Here is an 18,057-nt window from a genome sequence, read left to right on the forward strand (position 1 = left end):
GTCGCGCGCGGCGCGGCCGGTCGAATCCGCATGGCGTACACGGCGGCTTCGGCCGCCGTTGTTTTTTGCCGCTTTCCCTCCGAGCCGGACAAGGATTGCCCGGTGAAATCCTTTCCACGCGATTCAATACGGCACTCACGGTTCGACTGACGTCGTGCGTCAGGTTTCGATCGCCGCCATCGCCCTGGCATTCACCGAAAATCCGGCCATTTTTACCGATCAGGCATCGTCACACCTCGTGATCCGACGCGATAAAAATGCGTGGCGAACGCGTGGACAAATGCAAAGGAAAGTTTGACGCGAGCCATTTGTCTGCCCGCTATGGCACACTTCGCGTCTCTCGTCATTTCCTTGCACCGGGCGGCCGGATTCCGCCCCATCCTGCCATGCCGCGTCATACAACCCGTTCGATCAGCCGCGAAACGCTGACAATCGCCTCGACGATTGCGATGTCGTGCGTGCTGCACAGCGTCGCGCGAGCCGATTGCCTCGACGACGCGGCCGCGTTCCAGCACGTGAGCGTCAGCCTGATGCGCGGCATCGCGCAGGTCGAATCGGGGATGAATCCGAACGCCGTCAACACCAATACGAACGGCACGGTCGACATCGGGCTGATGCAGATCAACAGCACGTGGCTGCCGACGCTCGCGCGCGAGGGCATCACGCGGGAAAGCCTGTTCGATGCATGTACGAACGCGTATGTCGGTGCGTGGATCCTGTCGCAGAACATCCGCCAGCTCGGCCCCAACTGGAACGCGATCGGCGCGTACAACTCCGCCTCGCCAGACAAGCGCCTCGCGTATGCGCGCAAGGTCTATGATGCAATCCGGACCATGCCGGATTCGCCGGATACTCCCATGCCTATCCTGCCCCCCTCTTTTACGCCGCCGCAACAGGCACAGGCGTACAACCCGTTCGCGAGCCTGAGCGTGTCCGCGTCGCAGCCGGTCACGCGTCCGCGCATGATCTCGTCGGCCCCGCCGCCTCCGCAGGGCGGGCCCGCGGGCCCGGCCGGCACGTACAACTTCGGCTGGACGGTCACCGGTGCCGATCAGGCGAAGCCGACCCAGGTGTTCGACGACGGTTCGCGAATCTACGTGCAGTTCAGCGACATGAAGCACTTGCCGGCGATCTTCACCGAAACGTCGTCGGGCCGCGTGCTGATGTCGTGGGAGCTGCAATTCCCGTATGCCGTTCTGACGCGTCCCGCGCAAACGTTAATCTTCCAGCTCGGGCCATTCGAGGCGCGCGCGCAGCGCGGCGCAGCCGTGGGTGCGGGCATGACCGCGCAGGCCGGAACGACAGGTACGGCTGCGGCCGCCGCGTCGAAGAAGCCGGCCAGTACGGCCGCGAACGCGACGACGAACGCGGCAGCCGGTACGGCGTCAAAACGCACGGCGTCGGCCGATGCGCTGTGGTATCTGAATACGCCGTCGACGTCGGGATCGGCGGCGGCCTCGCCATCGACGGCGAATCTTCCCGCCACGCTGCCGACGGCCGTCACGTCGAACACGCCGCCGCCCGCGCCGGCTCAAGCGCCGGCTGCGGCCGCCCAGCCTTCGCGCGTCAGCACGGACGCGCTGTGGTACATCTCGAAGTGACGCGCCTCCGCTCGCGCGTCTAGCGCGTCACGTCGGTGCTGTCGCCTCACCCGCGCCGCACCCAGATCACTTTCCCGTCGCGAATGCCGAGATTCCGGCGCTCCTCGCGGTAGTCCATCGTGCCCGGCAGCGATTTTCCGTCACGCTCGAGCACGCGCCACAGGCAGCCGCCGAGCAGTGTGGCCGCGTCGGCCTCGGATTTGCCGACCAGCGCGTCGTCCGGCGCGGCGTCCGCCTTGCACGCGCTCACGGCGCCCGACGGCGCGGGGTTCATCACCGCGCCGCCGGCGGTGGCGTTGGGGTGCTTCGTGTTCATGTCCGCACATCCTGCAAAGGTTGCGCTCGCAACGAATGCAACGAGCATCGTGATCGTGTTCTTCATCGGTTTCTCCCTGTCTCGACCCGGTGTGCCGTGTGCGGCCTTCGTGCACGGCCGGGCATCGCATGAATGATCGGTGCCGCGCGGCGCCGGCCGTTTCCTGACGAAAGCCGGCCAGCGAATGTCGGCGGTGACGCGACCCGGTCCGGCCGTGTCGGCGAACCGGGTCGCAAGTCCGGTATCGCGCCGGATCCGCCTGCATGTTACCGCACGCAATTCGCCGCGACGGCTGCAACGCCGACACCCACGCATCCCGTGCGGCATGCGCGTGCCGGCACCCCGCTCAGAACTTGTAGGTCACGCCCGCAATCCCGTAGTAGTTGCTGCGCGACTGAACGATCGGACTGTCGCCGTAGCGACCGAGCAAGCGCGTCACGCCGCCGGTCGCGAGCACCGACCAATGCTGCGACAACGTCCAGTTCCACGCGACCGCCATCGACGCACTGTCGATCCCGCCGCTCGTCGAATACGGCCGGAACCGGCTCGTCATCGACTGCGCATCGGTCACGCCGTAGAACGTCTGCGTATAGCGCCCCGAGCCCGCATGCACGGTGCCCGTCACGATGATCTCGTGCTGCGCGGTCTTGAACACCGGCACCGCGAGATCCATGTGCCCCGACACACCGCGCGATGTATGCGTCACCGGTGAATCGATCGTGACGCTCAGTTCGGCCGCATTGAAAAGCGTCACGCCCGCGCGCACGCCGACCAGCACCGAACCCGGAATCCGGCCCATGCCCTTCAGGTAGTCGGAGCCCGGCAGGTCGAAGCGGTTCTCGTCCGCGCGGCCGGCGTCATAGCTCACGGCCGCCGATACGAACACGCCATGCGGCAGGTCCAGCCGGTAACCGGCGCCCTGCGTGCCGTCGATGAAGAAGCCGTTGCCGAACGTCGCGGAGAACGACGGCGCGACGACCCCGCGATACTGGTTGCTGCCCGGGTAGCGCGGTGCGACACCGCCGCCGAGCGACAGCGAATACTGGTTTTCCGCGTGGGCGGCGGCGGCAAGGGTCAGGCCGGCGAGCGGCATGCAATAGCGGTAGCGGCGGAGGAGTGGGCGCACAATATTGAGATAAGAGTGACGGAGCCCGCAGTCTAGGTGTCGCCCTGCGCCGAGACTGTCCTGAATCTGCGGAGAATCTGTGCTCAATTGTGTTCGATTGTTCGAGATTGTCGTCCGAGTCCCCCGCCCTCCGGTGCGCCGGATAGAATTCGCGTGCCGCGCCGCCCCTCAGCCTGCCGGGTGCGAGATGGCGCGTGCATCCTGAGGAGACCATGAACGAAGACCTGCTCAAATACCGTGTGCTGCTGATCGAGGACGACGACCGTCTCGCGCAGCTTGTCCGCGAATACCTCGACGGCTACGAATTCGCGGTGACGGTCGTACGACGCGGCGACCTCGCCGTCGCGGCCGTGCGCGAGCACCAGCCGGCCCTCGTGATCCTCGACCTGATGCTGCCGAACCTCGACGGGATGGAAGTCTGCCGGCGCATCCGTGCGTTCACCAACGTCCCCGTGCTGATCCTGACCGCGCGCGCGGACGTCTACGACCAGGTTGCCGGCCTCGAGACTGGCGCCGACGACTACGTGACGAAGCCGCTCGAGCCGCGCGTGCTCGTTGCACGCGCCCGTGCGCTGTTGCGCCGCGCACAGCCGGCCGCCGCCGAAGCGCCCGTCACCGCGCCGGAGGCCCTCGTGTTCGGCGAACTGACGATCTCGCCGCCAAACCGCACCGTCACGTGGCGCGGCGATCCTGTCGACCTGAAGACGGCCGAATTCAATCTGCTGCTGATCCTCGCGCGCGCGGCCGGCACCGTACTGAGCCGCGACGACATCCTGAAGCAGTTGCGCGGGATCGAATTCGACGGACTCGACCGCTCGGTCGATTCGGGCATCTCGAAGCTGCGCCGCCGGTTCGAAGATGCGTCATCGGAACCGCACAAGATCAAGACGATCTGGGGTCGCGGCTATCTGTTCAGCCCTTCCGCGTGGGACGAATAAATGCTGCGCCCGTTGATCAGGCTGTACCTCATCGTGATCGTGTGCGTCGCCGCCTCGATCGTGTTCATCCAGCTGGCGTTCGACCGGATCTTCTACGAGCGCGTCGCACAGGCGCAGCGCGACTCGCTGACGACCTATTCGTTCGTGCTGAACGACTACCTCGAGCGCCATCCGGGTACGCAGCGCGAGCTTGCGCTGCGCGAACTCGCACTGCACGGCAACGAAGGGTTCGGCTTCATGTCGATGGCCGATGCGCGCGCACAACTGAGCGGTACACCGCTGCACGATCTCGATGCCGGCAGGATCGCGATCAGCTACAACGGCAAGGATTACTATATGCCGCTCGCGGACGGCTCCGTGCTGCACGCGCGCCCGATCGAGCCGCCGGACCTCGACATCCGGATCTATGCGTACCTGTTGCTCGCGCTCGCGACGCTGTTTGCGGTCGTGCTGTGGATTCACTATCACTGGCGCGACATTCGCAGGCTGCAGGATGCGGCGCGCGCATTCGGCGCCGGCACGCTGTCGACACGCGTGAAGCTGTCGGGCAAGTCGAACATCTACGATCTGTCGCAGCAGTTCAACGACATGGCCGCGCGCATCGAGGCGTCGATCAAGCAGCAGCGCGAAATGATGCACGGCATCTCGCATGAACTGAAGACGCCGCTGGCCCGGCTCGAATTCGGGCTCGCGCTGCTTGCCGAGCCCGATGAAACCGGACGGATGCGCGAACGCCGCGATGCACTGCGGCGCGACGTGCGCGAACTCGACGAACTCGTTACCGAGCTGCTGACGATCGGCCGCCTGGAACAGGGGGCGAGCGAGCTTTCGCCGATGGAAATCGACGTCGACGCGCTGATCGACAGCGTCGCCGGAAATGTCGCGAACGATGTCGCCGATCGCGGAATCACGCTTGACGTATCGGCGCTCGGTGCGCCCGCGACCCACGTGTGCGATCCGAAGCTCGTCGCCCGCGCGCTGCTGAACCTGATCCGCAACGGCGCACGCTATGCGTCGCACAAGGTCCTGCTGGCCGCTGCCAGCGACGCGACCGGCGCGCTCGTGCTCAGCGTCGACGATGACGGCCCCGGCATTCCGGCCGCCGAACGCGCGCGCGTGTTCGAACCGTTCCAGCGGCTCGATTCCAGCCGCGACCGCCAGACCGGCGGTTTCGGTCTCGGGCTCGCGATCGTGCGGCGTGTCGCGCAGGTGCACGGCGGCGACGTGCGGCTCCTGGATTCGCCGCTCGGCGGCGCACGCATCGTCATCACGCTGCCCGCGCTGACGATGCCGGACAGCCTCTTCGACGTGCCCGGCACCGATTCACGCGCCGATACGCCCGGCGCCGGCAAGCGCACGGCCAAGCCGTCGCGATGACAGGCACGGCGGGCCGCCGCCCCGCCCTCGCCTGACCGGATCGCGCCGCTCAGCGGCGGCGCAGCAACGCGACGAAGAACAGGCTGCCGAACAGCGCAGTGACGATACCGATCGGCAAATCCTCCGGCGCAGCAAGCGTGCGGGCCGCGACATCGGCCCACACGAGCAGGATCGCGCCCGTCAGCGCGGCGACCGGCAACAGCCGGCCGTGCTCGGCGCCGACGACGCGCCGGCACAGATGCGGCGTCACGAGCCCGACGAAGCCGATCGCACCGCTCACCGCGACCATCGCGCCCGTCGCGAACGACGCGATGACGAACACCTCGCGCCGCATCCGCGCGCTCGGCACACCGAGCGACGCCGCGGCAACATCGCCCGACATCAGCGCATTCAGTTCGCGCCGTCGCGCGTACAGCGCGCCGCCGGCGAGCACCGCGCACACGGCCGGCACCGGCAGCAAATCCCAGCGCGCGAGCCCGACGCCGCCGAGCATCCAGAACAGCACCGCCGACGCGGCGCGCTGGTCGCCGAGATACAGCAACAGGTTGCCGAATGCGGCCATCATGAACGACACCGACACGCCCGCGAGCAACAGCCGGTCCGATTCGAGCCGCCCGCCCCGGTGAGCGAGCGCGACGACGCAGGCAGTTGCCGCGAGCGCGCCCGCGAACGCGGCGGCCGACAGCGTGAACGGGCCGAACGCCGCACCGACCACCACCGTGACCGCGACGGCGCCGAGCATCGCGCCCGCACTCACGCCGAGCAGGTGCGGATCGGCCAGGCGATTTGCGGTGGCCGCCTGCAACGCGACGCCGACCGCCGCCAGCGTCGCGCCGACGATCGCGGCCAGCAGCGCGCGCGGCATCCGGATCAGCCACACGATGCTGTCATCGCCCGCGCCCGTCGCGAACGCGCCGGCCCCGCCGACCGCCGATGCGATGTGCGTGGCAACGATCCGCACCGCCGCCGTCATCGCGATCGGCGCCGGACCGAACGCGGCCGACACGACGATCGACACGATCAGCAGCACGGCCAGCGCCGGTAGCACGACGCGCATGCGGGGCCGCGATGCACGCATATACCTGCTCATCGCGCCAGCCCGGCGAACGCGGCCGGATACAGCGCGCGCGCCAGCGTCTCGACGGCCGCGACGTTCTCGGGGCCCGGTGTCGCCGCATCGTACGGAATCACGACGAAGCGCCGGTCGCGGATCGCGGCCACGCGCGCGAGCGCCGGCTGGCTCAGCAGGAACTGCTGCTTCTGCGCGGCCGTCACCGCCGAATAGTCGACGATCACGATCACCTGCGGATCGCGCGCGACCACGCTCTCCCAGCTCACCTGCGTCCAGCTGCGCGGCAGGTCGTCCATCACGTTGCGCGCACCGGCCGCCGCCAGCAACGCGGTAGGCATCGCGAGCCCGCCCGCGGTCATCGGCTTGTCGGTGCCGCTGTCGTAGACGAACACGCGCAGCGGCGTCGGCTGCCCGATCGTGCGCGACACCGTCGCGAGGCGCGCGCGCATCGCGGCGACGACCTTCACGGCGCGCGCCTCGACGCCGAAGATCCGGCCGAGATTGTTCAGGTCGCGAAACAAGTCGTCGAACGACGCGGCCGATTGCTTCATCACGTGCGAACACGATTCGGTCAGTTCATAGGTACGAATGCCGAACGGTGCGAGCGTCGCGGGCGTCACGGGGCCGCCAACATGCATCCCGTAGTTCCAGCCCGCGAGATAAAAGTCGGCGCGTGCGGCGGCCAGCACCTCGAGCGACGGATACTGGCTCGCCAGTTCGGGCACGCCACGCAATGCATCGCGCACGCGCGCGGTGCCCGTCTTCCAGCCGCCGATGCCCGTATAGCCGACGAGCCGGTCCTTCAGGCCGAGCACGAGCATCATCTCGGTCAGGTTCACGTCGTTGCTCACCGCACGCGCCGGCGCACGCTCGAACGTCACGTCGCGCTCGCAACTGCGCACGGTGACGGGATAAGCGCCCGCTTGAGCGGCGGCGCCGCCGAGCACGGCGGCCGCAAGCAGCCGACGTGCAACAGAGGACGAAGGTAACGGCATGGCGGTCATTCCGGATGAAGCGGCGTGATGCGCGGCCGTCCCGAGACGGGATGCCGATCGACGAGCACGGTGACGCCGAACACGTCGCGCAGCAGCGCTTCGGTCAGCACGTCGCCCGGCGCGCCGGACGCGACGACCCGACCGCGCGCGAGCACGTGGAGCCGGTCGCAGTACGCGGCCGCAAGATTGAGGTCGTGAATCGTCGCGAGCGTCGCGATGCCGAGGCGGCGCACGCGTGCGAGCAGTTCGAGCTGGTGACGCAGGTCGAGATGGTTGGTCGGTTCGTCGAGCAGTAGCAGTTCGGGCTGCTGCGCGAGCGCGCGGGCCAGCAGCGCGCGCTGCTTCTCGCCGCCCGACAGCGACGCGAAGCGTTGCGCGCGGCGCTCGACGAGGCCGACGTCGTGCAGCGCGGATTCGACGATGCGGCGATCGTCGGCCGACTCGGCATCGAACGGCCGCTTGTGCGGCGTGCGCCCCATACCGACCAGTTCGTCGACCGTCAGCCCGAAATCGTCCGGCGTCTCCTGCTGCAGCACCGCGACGCGCTGCGCGACCGCGCGCGGCCGCATGCGCCATACGTCCTGCGCATCGAGCACGACGCGGCCCGCGTCGGGCCGCGCATAACGGAATATGCAGCGCAGCAGGCTCGTCTTGCCGCTGCCGTTCGGGCCGACCAGCCCGACGAACTCGCCTTCGGCGACCGTCAGCGTCACCGAATCGAGCACGTCGATCGCGCCGCCGGGAGACCAGCTCACGCGTTCGATGTCGAGCATGTGCGTGACGGGATGCACGTCGCGCCGCACTAGAAGCGCATCGTCGCGACGAGCTCCGCCGAGCGCGACGGGCCGAGCAGCCATTGCTCGCCGCCATTCGACGTCGTCGCCGCGTACGTGCGGTTCGCGAGATTGCGCAGATACAGCGCGAGCTCGGTGCGCGACGTCGGCTGCCAGCGCAGCGACGCATCGAACACCGTGTACGACGGCACCTGCAGGCGGTTCGCATCGTCGCCGTAGGTCGCGCCGACGTAGCGCACGCCCGCGTTCGCCTGCCAGCGTTCGGCGAACGCCCAGCCGAACCACAGGTTCGCGGTCTGCTGCGGCACGTTGGACGGCACGTTACCGGCCCGCGACACCGTCGCGCCACCGGTCGTCTGGTTGAATTCGTCGTAGCGTGCGCGCAGCAGCGCGACGTTCGCGTCGATCGTCCAGCCGTGCGGCAGCCGCGCGCCCCCCGTCAACTCGACGCCGCGCGACGATTGCCGGCCAACCTGCTGGCGCAGCGCGGGATTGAACGGATCGGTACTGAGCAGATTGCGCTTCGTGATGTCGTACACCGCGAAGGTCCAGTACGCGCGGCCGTCGAGCAGCGTCTGCTTGAGCCCGGCCTCCCACTGTTCACCGGTCGCGAGCCGGTAGTTCGCCTGCGACGCGGACAGCGTCACGAGCGAGCCGAGCCCTTCCGCGCCCGTCGTGTATTGCGCATACGCGCTGAGCGTCGGTGCAACTTCGAACACGAAACCGGTACGCCAGCCGACGTTCGCGAATCGCTTGTCGAAGCCCGTGCCGGTGGCCGCCTGTTCGCGGCTGAATGCAATGTGGTCGTAGCGCAGGCCGCTCACCCATGCGAGCCGCGGCAGCACTTCGAGCCGGTTTTCCGCGAAGACCGCGGCCTGCCGCGCCCGTGTGCTGAATTGCGGCACCGTCGGATCAGGGCTCGTGAATGCGCCGGGATCGAAGCCGTGCGCGGGCACCGTCGATTCGCCGCCGTACGGCGAGTTGTTGGTGCCGCCGAACGTGATCTGGCTGAATTCCGTGCCGACGACGAAGCGGTTCGCACGGCCGAACAGCGTGCCGTCGAAACGCGCGCTCAGCCGGTCGCCGATCTGCCGCTGGTGGTGACCGATGTCGAGATAATCGCTGCGCGTGACACGCCCCGTCGCCGGGTCGAGCGCATATGCCTCGGCATTGCGCCAGTGACGGTTCGACGTCAGGTAGTAGAGCTGGTTGTCGATCGTCACGCCGGCCGTGGGCCGGTAGCTGGCGGACAGACGCGTCCACTGGTCGTAGTAGGAAATCGTCGCATCGCCGACGTTGTAGTTGAGCTTGCGCAGCGACGGATCGAGCACGCCGTTCGGCGCCGGCACACCGTAGTAGGTCGCCGGCATCTGGCGGCCGTAGTCGTAGTCGAGCGTCAGCGTGAGCTGCGGGCTCACGTCGAATTTCAGCGCGCCGCCGATGGCCGTCGTATGCGTATCGGCCCGCTCGGCGAGGCCGTTCGCGCGCGCATCGCTCGCGTAGAAACGGTAAGACAGCCGCGGGCCGAGCGCGCCCGTCGTATCGAACGCAAAGCGCTTCGCGCCGTCGGCGCCGACACCAACCTGCAGCGTCGTCTCCCGCATGCGCTGCGGCCGCTTCGGCACCACGTTCACGACGCCGCCGATCGCGCCTTCACCGTACAGCACCGATGCCGGCCCGCGCAGCACCTCGATGCGCTCGACCGACCATGTGTCGAACGGGAACGTGATCGTGCCGGCCGCCGGCATCAGCCGCACGCCGTCGAGCAACGTCATCACCGATTCCTGCCCGCTGAAGCCGCGCACGCTCAATGCGGTGCCGCCGGTACCGGGCGCCATCGCGCTCGAAAAACCCGCGGTGCGCGTGACCGCGTCGAGCACCGTGCGATCGCCGCGTGCTTCGATCGCGTCGGCCGTGACGGTTTCGACGCTCGCGGGTGTATCGAGGCTCGCGAGCCCGAGCCGTGAACCCGTTGCGAGCGGCTGCGTCAACGGGTCGGCCGGCGCGGATGGCGCGCTGACGTTGATCGCCGGCAGCGCGTGCCGGTCTTCCGGCGCGGGTGCGGCGGCTTCCGCGGCCAGCGCGCCGGACGTGGCCATCGCACAGCCCAGCAGCGTCGTGCAGCTGCGCGCGGCGCGTGCGCGCCAACTCCCGCCGTCGCGGTCCGAGGCACAATCGCGCCGCGTGCGCCGCACCGTCCTGTTCCTGGTTTTCGTCACTTCGTATCGATCGTCGTGTGGCTTCGTCGCGTGCGGCCATGCCCGGCAAACCGGGCCGGCCCGCGGCGAAAACATCAGATGATACAATATATCATTTTGATTGTCAGTTTTTTGTCAGGTTGATCGCGCGATCGGCCGCGCCTTCACGACCGCGCGAGGGTTGTCGTTCGCGCGAGCCGGGCCGGCGCGGTTTCCTTCAGCGCCAGCACGACGAACAGGCCGAGCACCAGCGCCCCCATCCCGAGCTGCATGATGTACTGGATGCCGAAGTGCTTTGCGACGTAGCCCGCGACCGACGGCGCGATGCCGCCGCCGAAGATTTCGCCGACACCGATCACGAGCCCGGACGCCGTGGTCATCAGTTGCGCCGGCACGGCTTCCGCGCTGATCGGCCCGACGGTCAGCGTGATCATCGCGAACACGAAGAAGATCGTCGCCAGGAGCCCCGCGAACAGCGCGACCGGCTCTGCCCCCGTGCGAGAGAACGACCACAGCGACACGAACGCACCGAGTACCGACAGCACCATCACCGGCCGGCGGCCGATCCGGTCGGACAGCGCCGGCATCGCGATCCCGCCGAGCGTGCCGCCGATGCCCGTTGCGGACAGCACGAAGCCCATCTGCTGGAGGCCCAGGTGCAGATAGTCGGTCAGGTAGTTCGGCAGCAGCGCGCTCAGCACGATCAGGCAGGTCAGCCAGCACAACATCCCGACGAAGCAGAGCGGCACGTTGCGATAGCGCAGCACGTCGCGCCAGCGATGGCTGCCGGCATCAGCCATATCGGTATGCGCGGCCGCGCGCTCGGCGCTGGTGTCGCGCAACACCTTCCACGTCAACACGCACACGACGAGCCCCGGCACCGCGACCATCGCGAAGATCCAGTGCCACGGCACGACGCGCATCAGCTGCGTGACGACGATCGGCGCGATGCCGAGCCCGAAGAGCGGCAGCGCCGCCTGCTGGATGCCGACGTTGCGGCCGTGGCGCGCCGGGTCCGACGCATCGAGGGTCGCCGTGATGCTCGACGGCGTGTACGCGCCTTCCGCGAAGCCCATCACCGCGCGTATCGCCATCAGGCTGCCGACGCCCCACGCGAGCCCGCTCGCGCAGGCCAGGAGCGAAAAAGCGAGCATTGCCGGAAGGATGACCTTGCGGTGTCCGAAGCGGTCGGACAGGTTGCCGGTCAGCAGCGCGGACACACCCCACGCGACCGACAGTGCGGCCGTGATGTGGCCAAGATCCTGGTAGTCGAGTTTCAGGTCCCGCATCATCACGGGAAAGAGCGGCATGATCATGAAACGGTCGACGCCGACGAGCCCGAATCCGAGCGCGAGCAGCGCGACGATCTTCCATTCGTACGAGGTGTCCCGACCGGACACGTGTGCGTGATTCATCTGGTTTCTCCAAGGGGTGCGCGAGGCCGCGCGGTCAGAACACGGTGTGCATGCCGATGCGTGCGATCGCCTGGTTCGCACCGGACGATGCACCGTCCGGATCGAGCACGCCGTTGATCTGCGCATGTGCGCCGCTGCTCGCGCGCTGCCACGCGCCGCTCGCATAGACCATCGTCCGCTTCGACAAGTGATACTGGATCGTGGCCGTCAGCTGGTGCGCATGGTTGTCGTCGAGCGTCGCGTTGCCCTTCATGTACATGTAGTCCGCGCCGAGCGTCGTTGCGCCGGTCAGCTGCCACGTGCCGCCCACCTCGCCCATCCACGCGGCGCCACCCGATGCCGCATTGCGGACCGTCGTGAACAGCGCGCTCAGGTTGGCCACGCCGAACCCGTAACGCAGGCCGGCGCCCCAGTTGCGCACGCTGGTCGCGGGCGAGCCGGCCTGCGCGCCGTATTTTTCGTTCGTGTAAGCGGCGGCCGCGCCGAACGTGCCGATCGAGTAATCGGCGCCGACGCTCACGGTATTGTTCGCGCCAATGCTGCCCGGCACGCCGCCGAAGCCGTACAGCGCGCCGAACTTCAGCCCGCCGATCACGGGGCTCACGTACTTGACCGCGTTCGCGACGCGCTGGCTGCCGGCCATCCGGTCCCAGTCGAACGCGCCGGTCGGATTGCCCGGCAACGCGAGCTTCTGAAACGGGCCGTTGCGCAGGTTGTACAGGCCGCCGACGTCGCGCGCCGCGTCGACGCCACCGAAGAACAGCGTGTCGGCCATGAACTCGTACTGGTTACCGAGCGTGACCGTGCCGTAGCGGTCGTTCTGCAAGCCGACGAACGCGGTGCGCGCGAACAGCCCGTCGCCGATCGTCGCGCCCGAACCGATCGCGATCTGGCTGACGAGCTGGAAGATCGCGTGCGTGCCGCCGCCGAGATCCTCGCTACCGCGCAGCCCGACGAGGCTCGGCGTGAAAATACCGTCGTCGAACTTCGCGACGCCGTGACCGCCTTCGTTGCTCACGTAACTGATGCCTGCATCGAGCAGGCCGAACAGCGTGACGCTGCTCTGCGCGGACGCCGCGCATGCATGCCCGAGCGCCAGCACGCCGATTGCACAGGTCTTCTTGCCGACCATCCTGATCTCCAAATATGATTCGTTATACTGATTGATATGATAAAAAAGACGCCGTGCGCGCCGGCGCGAGCCGGCCGCATGCGGTGACGATCAGGCAGCTTCGGTGTTCTCGAAGAAATAGTCCGGGACGTCCGGGCCCCAGAGGTACAGCGAGTCCTCCGGCGGGTGGTCGCCGACCGGCCACTCGACGCCCGCACCGACATAGTCGATGTCGGCCGAATACTCCCAGAACGAGCCCCACGGATCGCGCACGTACTGAAAGTAGTTCGAGCCCAGCACGTGACGCCCGACACCCCAGCCTTGCGCATATCCCGCCCGCTGCATCTGCATCTTGCCGAGCCCGACGTCGTCGACGGCCGGCACGTCCCATGCGCTGTGATGCCAGCCCTTCGCGGTGCCCTGCGCGAACGCGATCAGATGATGGTCGCTGCCGTGGCGCGCATGCAGGAACGCAACGATGCCCGCGGCGCCGTCCGACAGGCCGAGGCCGAGCGCCTGCTCGTAGAACGCGATCGCCCGGCCGATGTCGGGCGTGAACATCAGCACGTGCGACAGCCGTGCCGGATGCACGATCGGCGCATCGCCGCGAAACAGCGCGCCGCGCTGCGGCCGGATGCCGGTCGCGCGCGGCGGCGCCGGCTTGCAGCCGGGTGTCGTCTTCGCGCCCGTCTTCAGCTGCAGCAGGTTGCCGTCCGGATCCTCGAACCAGAAGCCGTCGTGCGCCGCCTGCCCTTCCGGCGCCGCCGCCGCGCGACCGCCCACACCGAGAATCTGCGCGCGCAGCGGCACGAAATCGTCGGCGAAGCAGTTGAGCGACAGAAATGCGAGCCGCTTGCGCGGCCCGTCGCGCAGCGTCGCCCACACGTGGCCGCCGGGCTCCGTGCGCAGCCGCAGTTCGTGCCCGGCTTCCTCGACGTCGAAGCCGAATGCCGTCACGAACCGGCGGGCCTCCGCGAGGCCCGGCACGTCGAGCGCGAAATGGTCGATGCTGTGGATGCCGAACGGGGCCCGCCTGCCTGGCCCGGTTGCAGCAGTCGTCGTCGCAGTCGTCATGCCGACCTCCGTTACGCTTCGGCCAGCGCGGCCGCATCGGCCTGCGCACGTGCACGCCCCGCGTCGCCGAGTATCCGCGCCATCACGCGGCGCAGCGCACCGGCCGGATCGTCCGCCATCGCTTCCGAACGCCACGCGACGAAGCGGTCGGGCCGCACCAGCACGCAGCCGTGATCCTCGATCTCGCGCTGCCGCGCCCAGTCGCCGTACACGTCGAACGTCGGCGTGCCGGGTGCGATCGACACCGCGCGGATCTCGATCCCGAACGCTTCGCCGGCCTGCTTCGCCGCGTCGAGCCATGCGTCCCCGCCGGCGCCCGTGAGCACCGTGAACGCGCCGTGGCCGACGAGATCGAGCGTCGAAACCTGCTCGCCGCCGTGCTGGATCCACGCGTGCGGAATGGATGCGCCCGGCGTTGTCGTCGGATGATAGTAAAGCTCCGGATCGCGCGACGGAATCGGGAATGTCGCGCCGTCACGCACGATCGCGGATGACGTGTAGTGCTGGCCCAGCTCGACGCCGTGGCAGTTGAACTGGTAGTTCTGCAGCTCCACCGCATCGGCAAGCGTCTTGCGGCGCTTGCGGCCCGCGTCGTCCTCGGCGAACAGCCCGTCGAGCGAAGCCCAGCCTTCTTCCGCAGTCTGCCCTTCCGAGAAGCCGAGTGCCTGCGCGATCGGCAGCATCTCGCCGACCGATTTGATCGCACGATTCACGACCGTCTCGGCCACCGGCTGGCGTTCGTCCGAATAGGTACGAAGGAGCGCGGGCGAGGCCTGCCCCTTCACGATCATCGCGAGCTTCCACGCGAGGTTGAACGCATCCTGCACCGACGTGTTCGAGCCAAGCCCGTTCGCCGGCGGATGGCGGTGCGCGGCATCGCCGGCGATCGCGACGCGGCCTTTCACCATCGTGCGCGCGACCATCCGGTTGATCGTCCATTTCGACACGGCCTTCACGCGGATCGGGATATCGGGGTCGCCGATCGTCGCGCGGGCCCTTGCGATCACCGCTTCGTGGCTCAGGTCGGGCTCGCCCTCCTTCGGGTTGTACATGAACAGCAGCACCCATTCGTTCCAGGGCCGCACGCAAATGTACGTACCGCTGCCGACCCAGTAGTCGCTGCCCGGCTGGCTCATCCAGTACAGCACGCCCGGGCGATGCGCGGTGTATTTCTCGAGGTCGACCTCGAGCCAGCAGTTCACCGCGCAACCGAGCCCCATTTCGCCGTCGAGCTCGAAGCCGAGCTGCTTGACCACGGTGCTTTGCGCGCCGTCCGCGCCGACCGCGTAATCGGCGATCACCTCGATCTCCTCGCGCGTCACGACGTCGACGAGCTGCGCGATCACCGCGTCGTCCGTCTGGCGAATCGACACGAGTTCGGTGTTGAACAGGATGCGCGCCCCATACTCGCGCGCCGCGCCAAGGATCACCGGCTCGAGCAGGTGCTGCGGCGCATTGCACATCTGCGACGGGCTGGCCGCCTCGTAGTCGGCCTTGCGCCGCGTGCCGGTGCCCCAGGTCTGCAACCGCGCGATCTCGCGGCCCGCGAAGCTGGTCGCCCACACGTTGTTGGTCATCAGCTCGTTCGGCGTCGCGAGCGCGCGCACGCGCTCCTCGATGCCGAGATCGCGGAACACCTCGACGGTGCGCTGGTTCGTGATGTGCGCGCGCGGCGAATGGGCGGTGCCCGGATAGCGCGTGATCGCCAGCACGTCGACGCCGTACTTCGCGAGCAGCGCCGCGGTCGTCAGCCCGGCCGGCCCTGCGCCGACCACCAACACCGGAACTCGAATCTGTCTCATGTCTGCCTCAGTCTCTTGATGGATGCGTTCAACGGCCGGCGTTCATTGCGCCGCGTCTTCGTCGCGCACCGGATTGCGAAGGATGCCGAGCCCTTCGATCTCGACCTCGCACACGTCGCCGTCGCGCATGATCAGCTTCGGGTCGCGCGCCCAGCCGATGCCGGCCGGCGTACCGCTGACGATCACGTCGCCCGCTTCCAGCGTGATCGCCTCGCTGACGATCGCGATCAGCGTCGCGACGTCGAACAGCATGTCGCTCGTGTTGGCCGACTGCACGACCTTGCCGTTCAGCCGCGTTTCCAGCCGCAGCCCGGCGCCACCCGCCGGCAGTTCGTCGGCCGTCACGAGTGCGGGGCCGAAGGCGCCGGTGCCGTCGAAGTTCTTGCCGACCGTCCATTGCGGCGCCTTGAACTGGTACTCGCGCACCGAGCCGTCGTTGAACACCGAGTAGCCGGCCACGCACTCCAGCGCGCGCGCCTTCGGCACGTGACGTCCGCCGCTCTTCAGCACGACGGCCAGCTCGCCCTCGAAGTCCAGCGAGTCGGACACGCGCGGCCGGATCATCGCCGCGCCGTGCCCGATCAGGCTCGTCGTGAAACGCGGAAACAGGGTCGGATAGGTCGGCTGCTCGTACGGGCTCTCCTTCGTGTGGTCCGCGTAGTTCAGCCCGACGCAGATGATCTTGCCGGGCCGCGTGAGCGGCGGCAGCCACGTCACTTCGTCGACGTGGAAGGTCGGGCCGGCCGACGCCTGACAGTCGGCGAAGCCGGCCAGGTCGATACCGCTCGCGAGCAACTGTTCGAGCGTCGCATCGCCGAGCGACACGATGGTCGAGTCGCGCTGCACGCCGAGCATCCGTTTGCGGCCATCGGGCGAAAAATTCACGTAACGCATGACATCTCCAGATCAAGGGGGTCGCCGCCGGGCTGGCCGCGATTTAGATACAAATTTAGAAAATATATATATTTTCGTCTTTGCATGTTTACCCTAGGCTTCGCATACGTCTACCGGTTCTGCATATAATTTGGCCATCTGGAGGGAACTATTCGTGGACATGACGTTTGACGACGCGGCGACCGGCGGCTCGCGAACCATGGCGTCGGTACTGGCCGACACCATTCTTCGGGACATCGTGTCGGGTGCGCTCGCGCCCGGCTCCAAGCTGAAGATCCGTGAGCTGGCCGACCGCTACCAGGCCGGCGTGATCCCGCTGCGCGAGGCCGTATCGCGACTCGCGATGAGCGGCTTCGTCGACGCGGAGGACCAGCGCGGCTTTCGCGTGACGCCCGTGTCCCGCGCGGATCTCGAAGACATCACGTCGGTGCGGCAATGCATCGAATCCGAAGCGCTGCGCGACGCGATCGAAAGCGGCAACCTCGAATGGGAAGCGTCGGTGCTCGCCGCGTTCCACCTGGTGAACAGCCTGCCGACCGTCATCGACGAACCGCCGCGGATGAACCCCGACTGGGAACGCGCGCACGACCACTTCCACTCCACGCTGCTGGCCGGTTGCCGTTCGAAATGGCTCAAGCATTTCGCGGCGACGCTGCGCACACAGACTGCGCGCTACCGGCATCAGTCGCTGCGCAGCCAGCATGCGGGCGAGCGCGATGTCGGTCGCGAGCACGAGGACATCGTGAAGGCCGTGATCGCGCGCGACGCCGATCGAGCGTGCGAGCTGCTGCGCCAGCATTTCGCGGTCACCGCGCAGCTCGTGCTGGAAGACACGACGCCCGCCGACGGCGCGGCATCGGCTGCCTCCCCGCGCACCGCCGGCAAGGCACGCGCGCGGCGCTAGGCCGGGCGCTTCATTCGTCACCCGCGAGCGCCGCCCCGCTTCGCGCGACCTGCCGCGCGCGCCATGATCCGCTCCGCCGGAGTGGGCCGGTCGATCGGCGCATCCGTTTTCGCCCGTCAAGCTCACACACATCAGTTATCCTGACCATGTCAGTCATGGTAGGGACATGCTGCACTCGTTCGCGCGCGTTTGCCGTTCGATGAACGAGAACACTATGTTCTGTCCGCGCGCGCTACGCATCGCGGCACGAATCGCATAAGCTGACCACACTCGCCGGCACCCGAATCCGGCGAATCGCCGGACGCGCGCCGCGTCGATGTCGCCACGCACAGTCGCGCTTCGATCGTCGTGGCACCGCACCGCAGCAGAATCGCATCGCGCCCGCACGACGGGACGGCGCGATCGTGATCCCCAGCCTCCCACCACCCTGATCTGGAGAG

Annotated in this window: 15 protein-coding genes; 4 read left to right on the forward strand and 11 right to left on the reverse strand. The window is 68.0% G+C overall.

The window, feature by feature from the left end:
• Positions 1–386 precede the first annotated feature (386 nt).
• Complete coding sequence (locus tag U5809_RS26270; RefSeq protein ID WP_322088651.1) at positions 387–1,601, forward strand: transglycosylase SLT domain-containing protein; 1,215 nt, start codon at positions 387–389, stop codon at positions 1,599–1,601.
• A 46-nt stretch (positions 1,602–1,647) separates the two neighbouring features.
• Here U5809_RS26270 and U5809_RS26275 read toward each other — a convergent pair whose 3' ends face one another.
• Positions 1,648–1,983, reverse strand: a complete 336-nt coding sequence (locus tag U5809_RS26275; protein WP_322088652.1) for a hypothetical protein — start codon at positions 1,981–1,983, stop codon at positions 1,648–1,650.
• A 280-nt stretch (positions 1,984–2,263) separates the two neighbouring features.
• Positions 2,264–3,010 (reverse strand): MipA/OmpV family protein, encoded by a 747-nt coding sequence (locus U5809_RS26280; RefSeq protein ID WP_322088653.1) that lies wholly within the window; start codon positions 3,008–3,010, stop codon positions 2,264–2,266.
• A 245-nt stretch (positions 3,011–3,255) separates the two neighbouring features.
• Between U5809_RS26280 and U5809_RS26285 the strand changes: the two genes are divergently transcribed.
• A complete protein-coding gene (locus tag U5809_RS26285) occupies positions 3,256–3,981 on the forward strand; it encodes a response regulator (protein WP_322088654.1) in 726 nt (241 codons plus the stop codon).
• Positions 3,982–5,358, forward strand: a complete 1,377-nt coding sequence (locus U5809_RS26290; RefSeq protein ID WP_322088655.1) for an ATP-binding protein — start codon at positions 3,982–3,984, stop codon at positions 5,356–5,358.
• Between the two features lie 49 nt (positions 5,359–5,407).
• Here U5809_RS26290 and U5809_RS26295 read toward each other — a convergent pair whose 3' ends face one another.
• From U5809_RS26295 to U5809_RS26335, 9 genes are all read right to left on the reverse strand, one after another.
• Positions 5,408–6,448, reverse strand: coding sequence for an iron ABC transporter permease (locus tag U5809_RS26295; protein ID WP_322088656.1), 1,041 nt, complete (start codon positions 6,446–6,448; stop codon positions 5,408–5,410).
• On the reverse strand, positions 6,445–7,434 hold the full coding sequence (locus U5809_RS26300; RefSeq protein ID WP_322088657.1) for an ABC transporter substrate-binding protein: 990 nt from the start codon (positions 7,432–7,434) through the stop codon (positions 6,445–6,447). The genes U5809_RS26295 and U5809_RS26300 overlap by 4 nt, the downstream gene beginning before the upstream one ends.
• Positions 7,431–8,198, reverse strand: coding sequence for an ABC transporter ATP-binding protein (locus U5809_RS26305; RefSeq protein WP_322088664.1), 768 nt, complete (start codon positions 8,196–8,198; stop codon positions 7,431–7,433). The genes U5809_RS26300 and U5809_RS26305 overlap by 4 nt, the downstream gene beginning before the upstream one ends.
• 29 nt (positions 8,199–8,227) lie before the next feature.
• Positions 8,228–10,318, reverse strand: a complete 2,091-nt coding sequence (locus tag U5809_RS26310) for a TonB-dependent receptor (protein ID WP_322088658.1) — start codon at positions 10,316–10,318, stop codon at positions 8,228–8,230.
• 263 nt (positions 10,319–10,581) lie between these two features.
• On the reverse strand, positions 10,582–11,832 hold the full coding sequence (locus U5809_RS26315) for an MFS transporter (protein ID WP_322088659.1): 1,251 nt from the start codon (positions 11,830–11,832) through the stop codon (positions 10,582–10,584).
• A 34-nt stretch (positions 11,833–11,866) separates the two neighbouring features.
• Complete coding sequence (locus tag U5809_RS26320) at positions 11,867–12,964, reverse strand: porin (RefSeq protein WP_322088665.1); 1,098 nt, start codon at positions 12,962–12,964, stop codon at positions 11,867–11,869.
• 90 nt (positions 12,965–13,054) lie between these two features.
• Positions 13,055–14,017 (reverse strand): VOC family protein, encoded by a 963-nt coding sequence (locus U5809_RS26325; protein ID WP_322088660.1) that lies wholly within the window; start codon positions 14,015–14,017, stop codon positions 13,055–13,057.
• An 11-nt stretch (positions 14,018–14,028) separates the two neighbouring features.
• Complete coding sequence (locus U5809_RS26330) at positions 14,029–15,819, reverse strand: FAD-dependent monooxygenase (protein ID WP_322088661.1); 1,791 nt, start codon at positions 15,817–15,819, stop codon at positions 14,029–14,031.
• 42 nt (positions 15,820–15,861) lie between these two features.
• Entirely contained in the window at positions 15,862–16,713 is an 852-nt protein-coding gene (locus U5809_RS26335; protein WP_322088662.1) for a fumarylacetoacetate hydrolase family protein, read from the reverse strand.
• A gap of 160 nt (positions 16,714–16,873) precedes the next feature.
• On the opposite strand from U5809_RS26335, the gene U5809_RS26340 reads away from it, so the two are divergent.
• Positions 16,874–17,617 (forward strand): GntR family transcriptional regulator, encoded by a 744-nt coding sequence (locus U5809_RS26340; RefSeq protein WP_322088666.1) that lies wholly within the window; start codon positions 16,874–16,876, stop codon positions 17,615–17,617.
• The last annotated feature ends 440 nt before the right edge of the window (positions 17,618–18,057 follow it).

This window comes from Burkholderia sp. BCC1999 (genome assembly GCF_905339975.1).
In the GTDB taxonomy this organism is placed as follows: Bacteria; Pseudomonadota; Gammaproteobacteria; order Burkholderiales; family Burkholderiaceae; genus Burkholderia.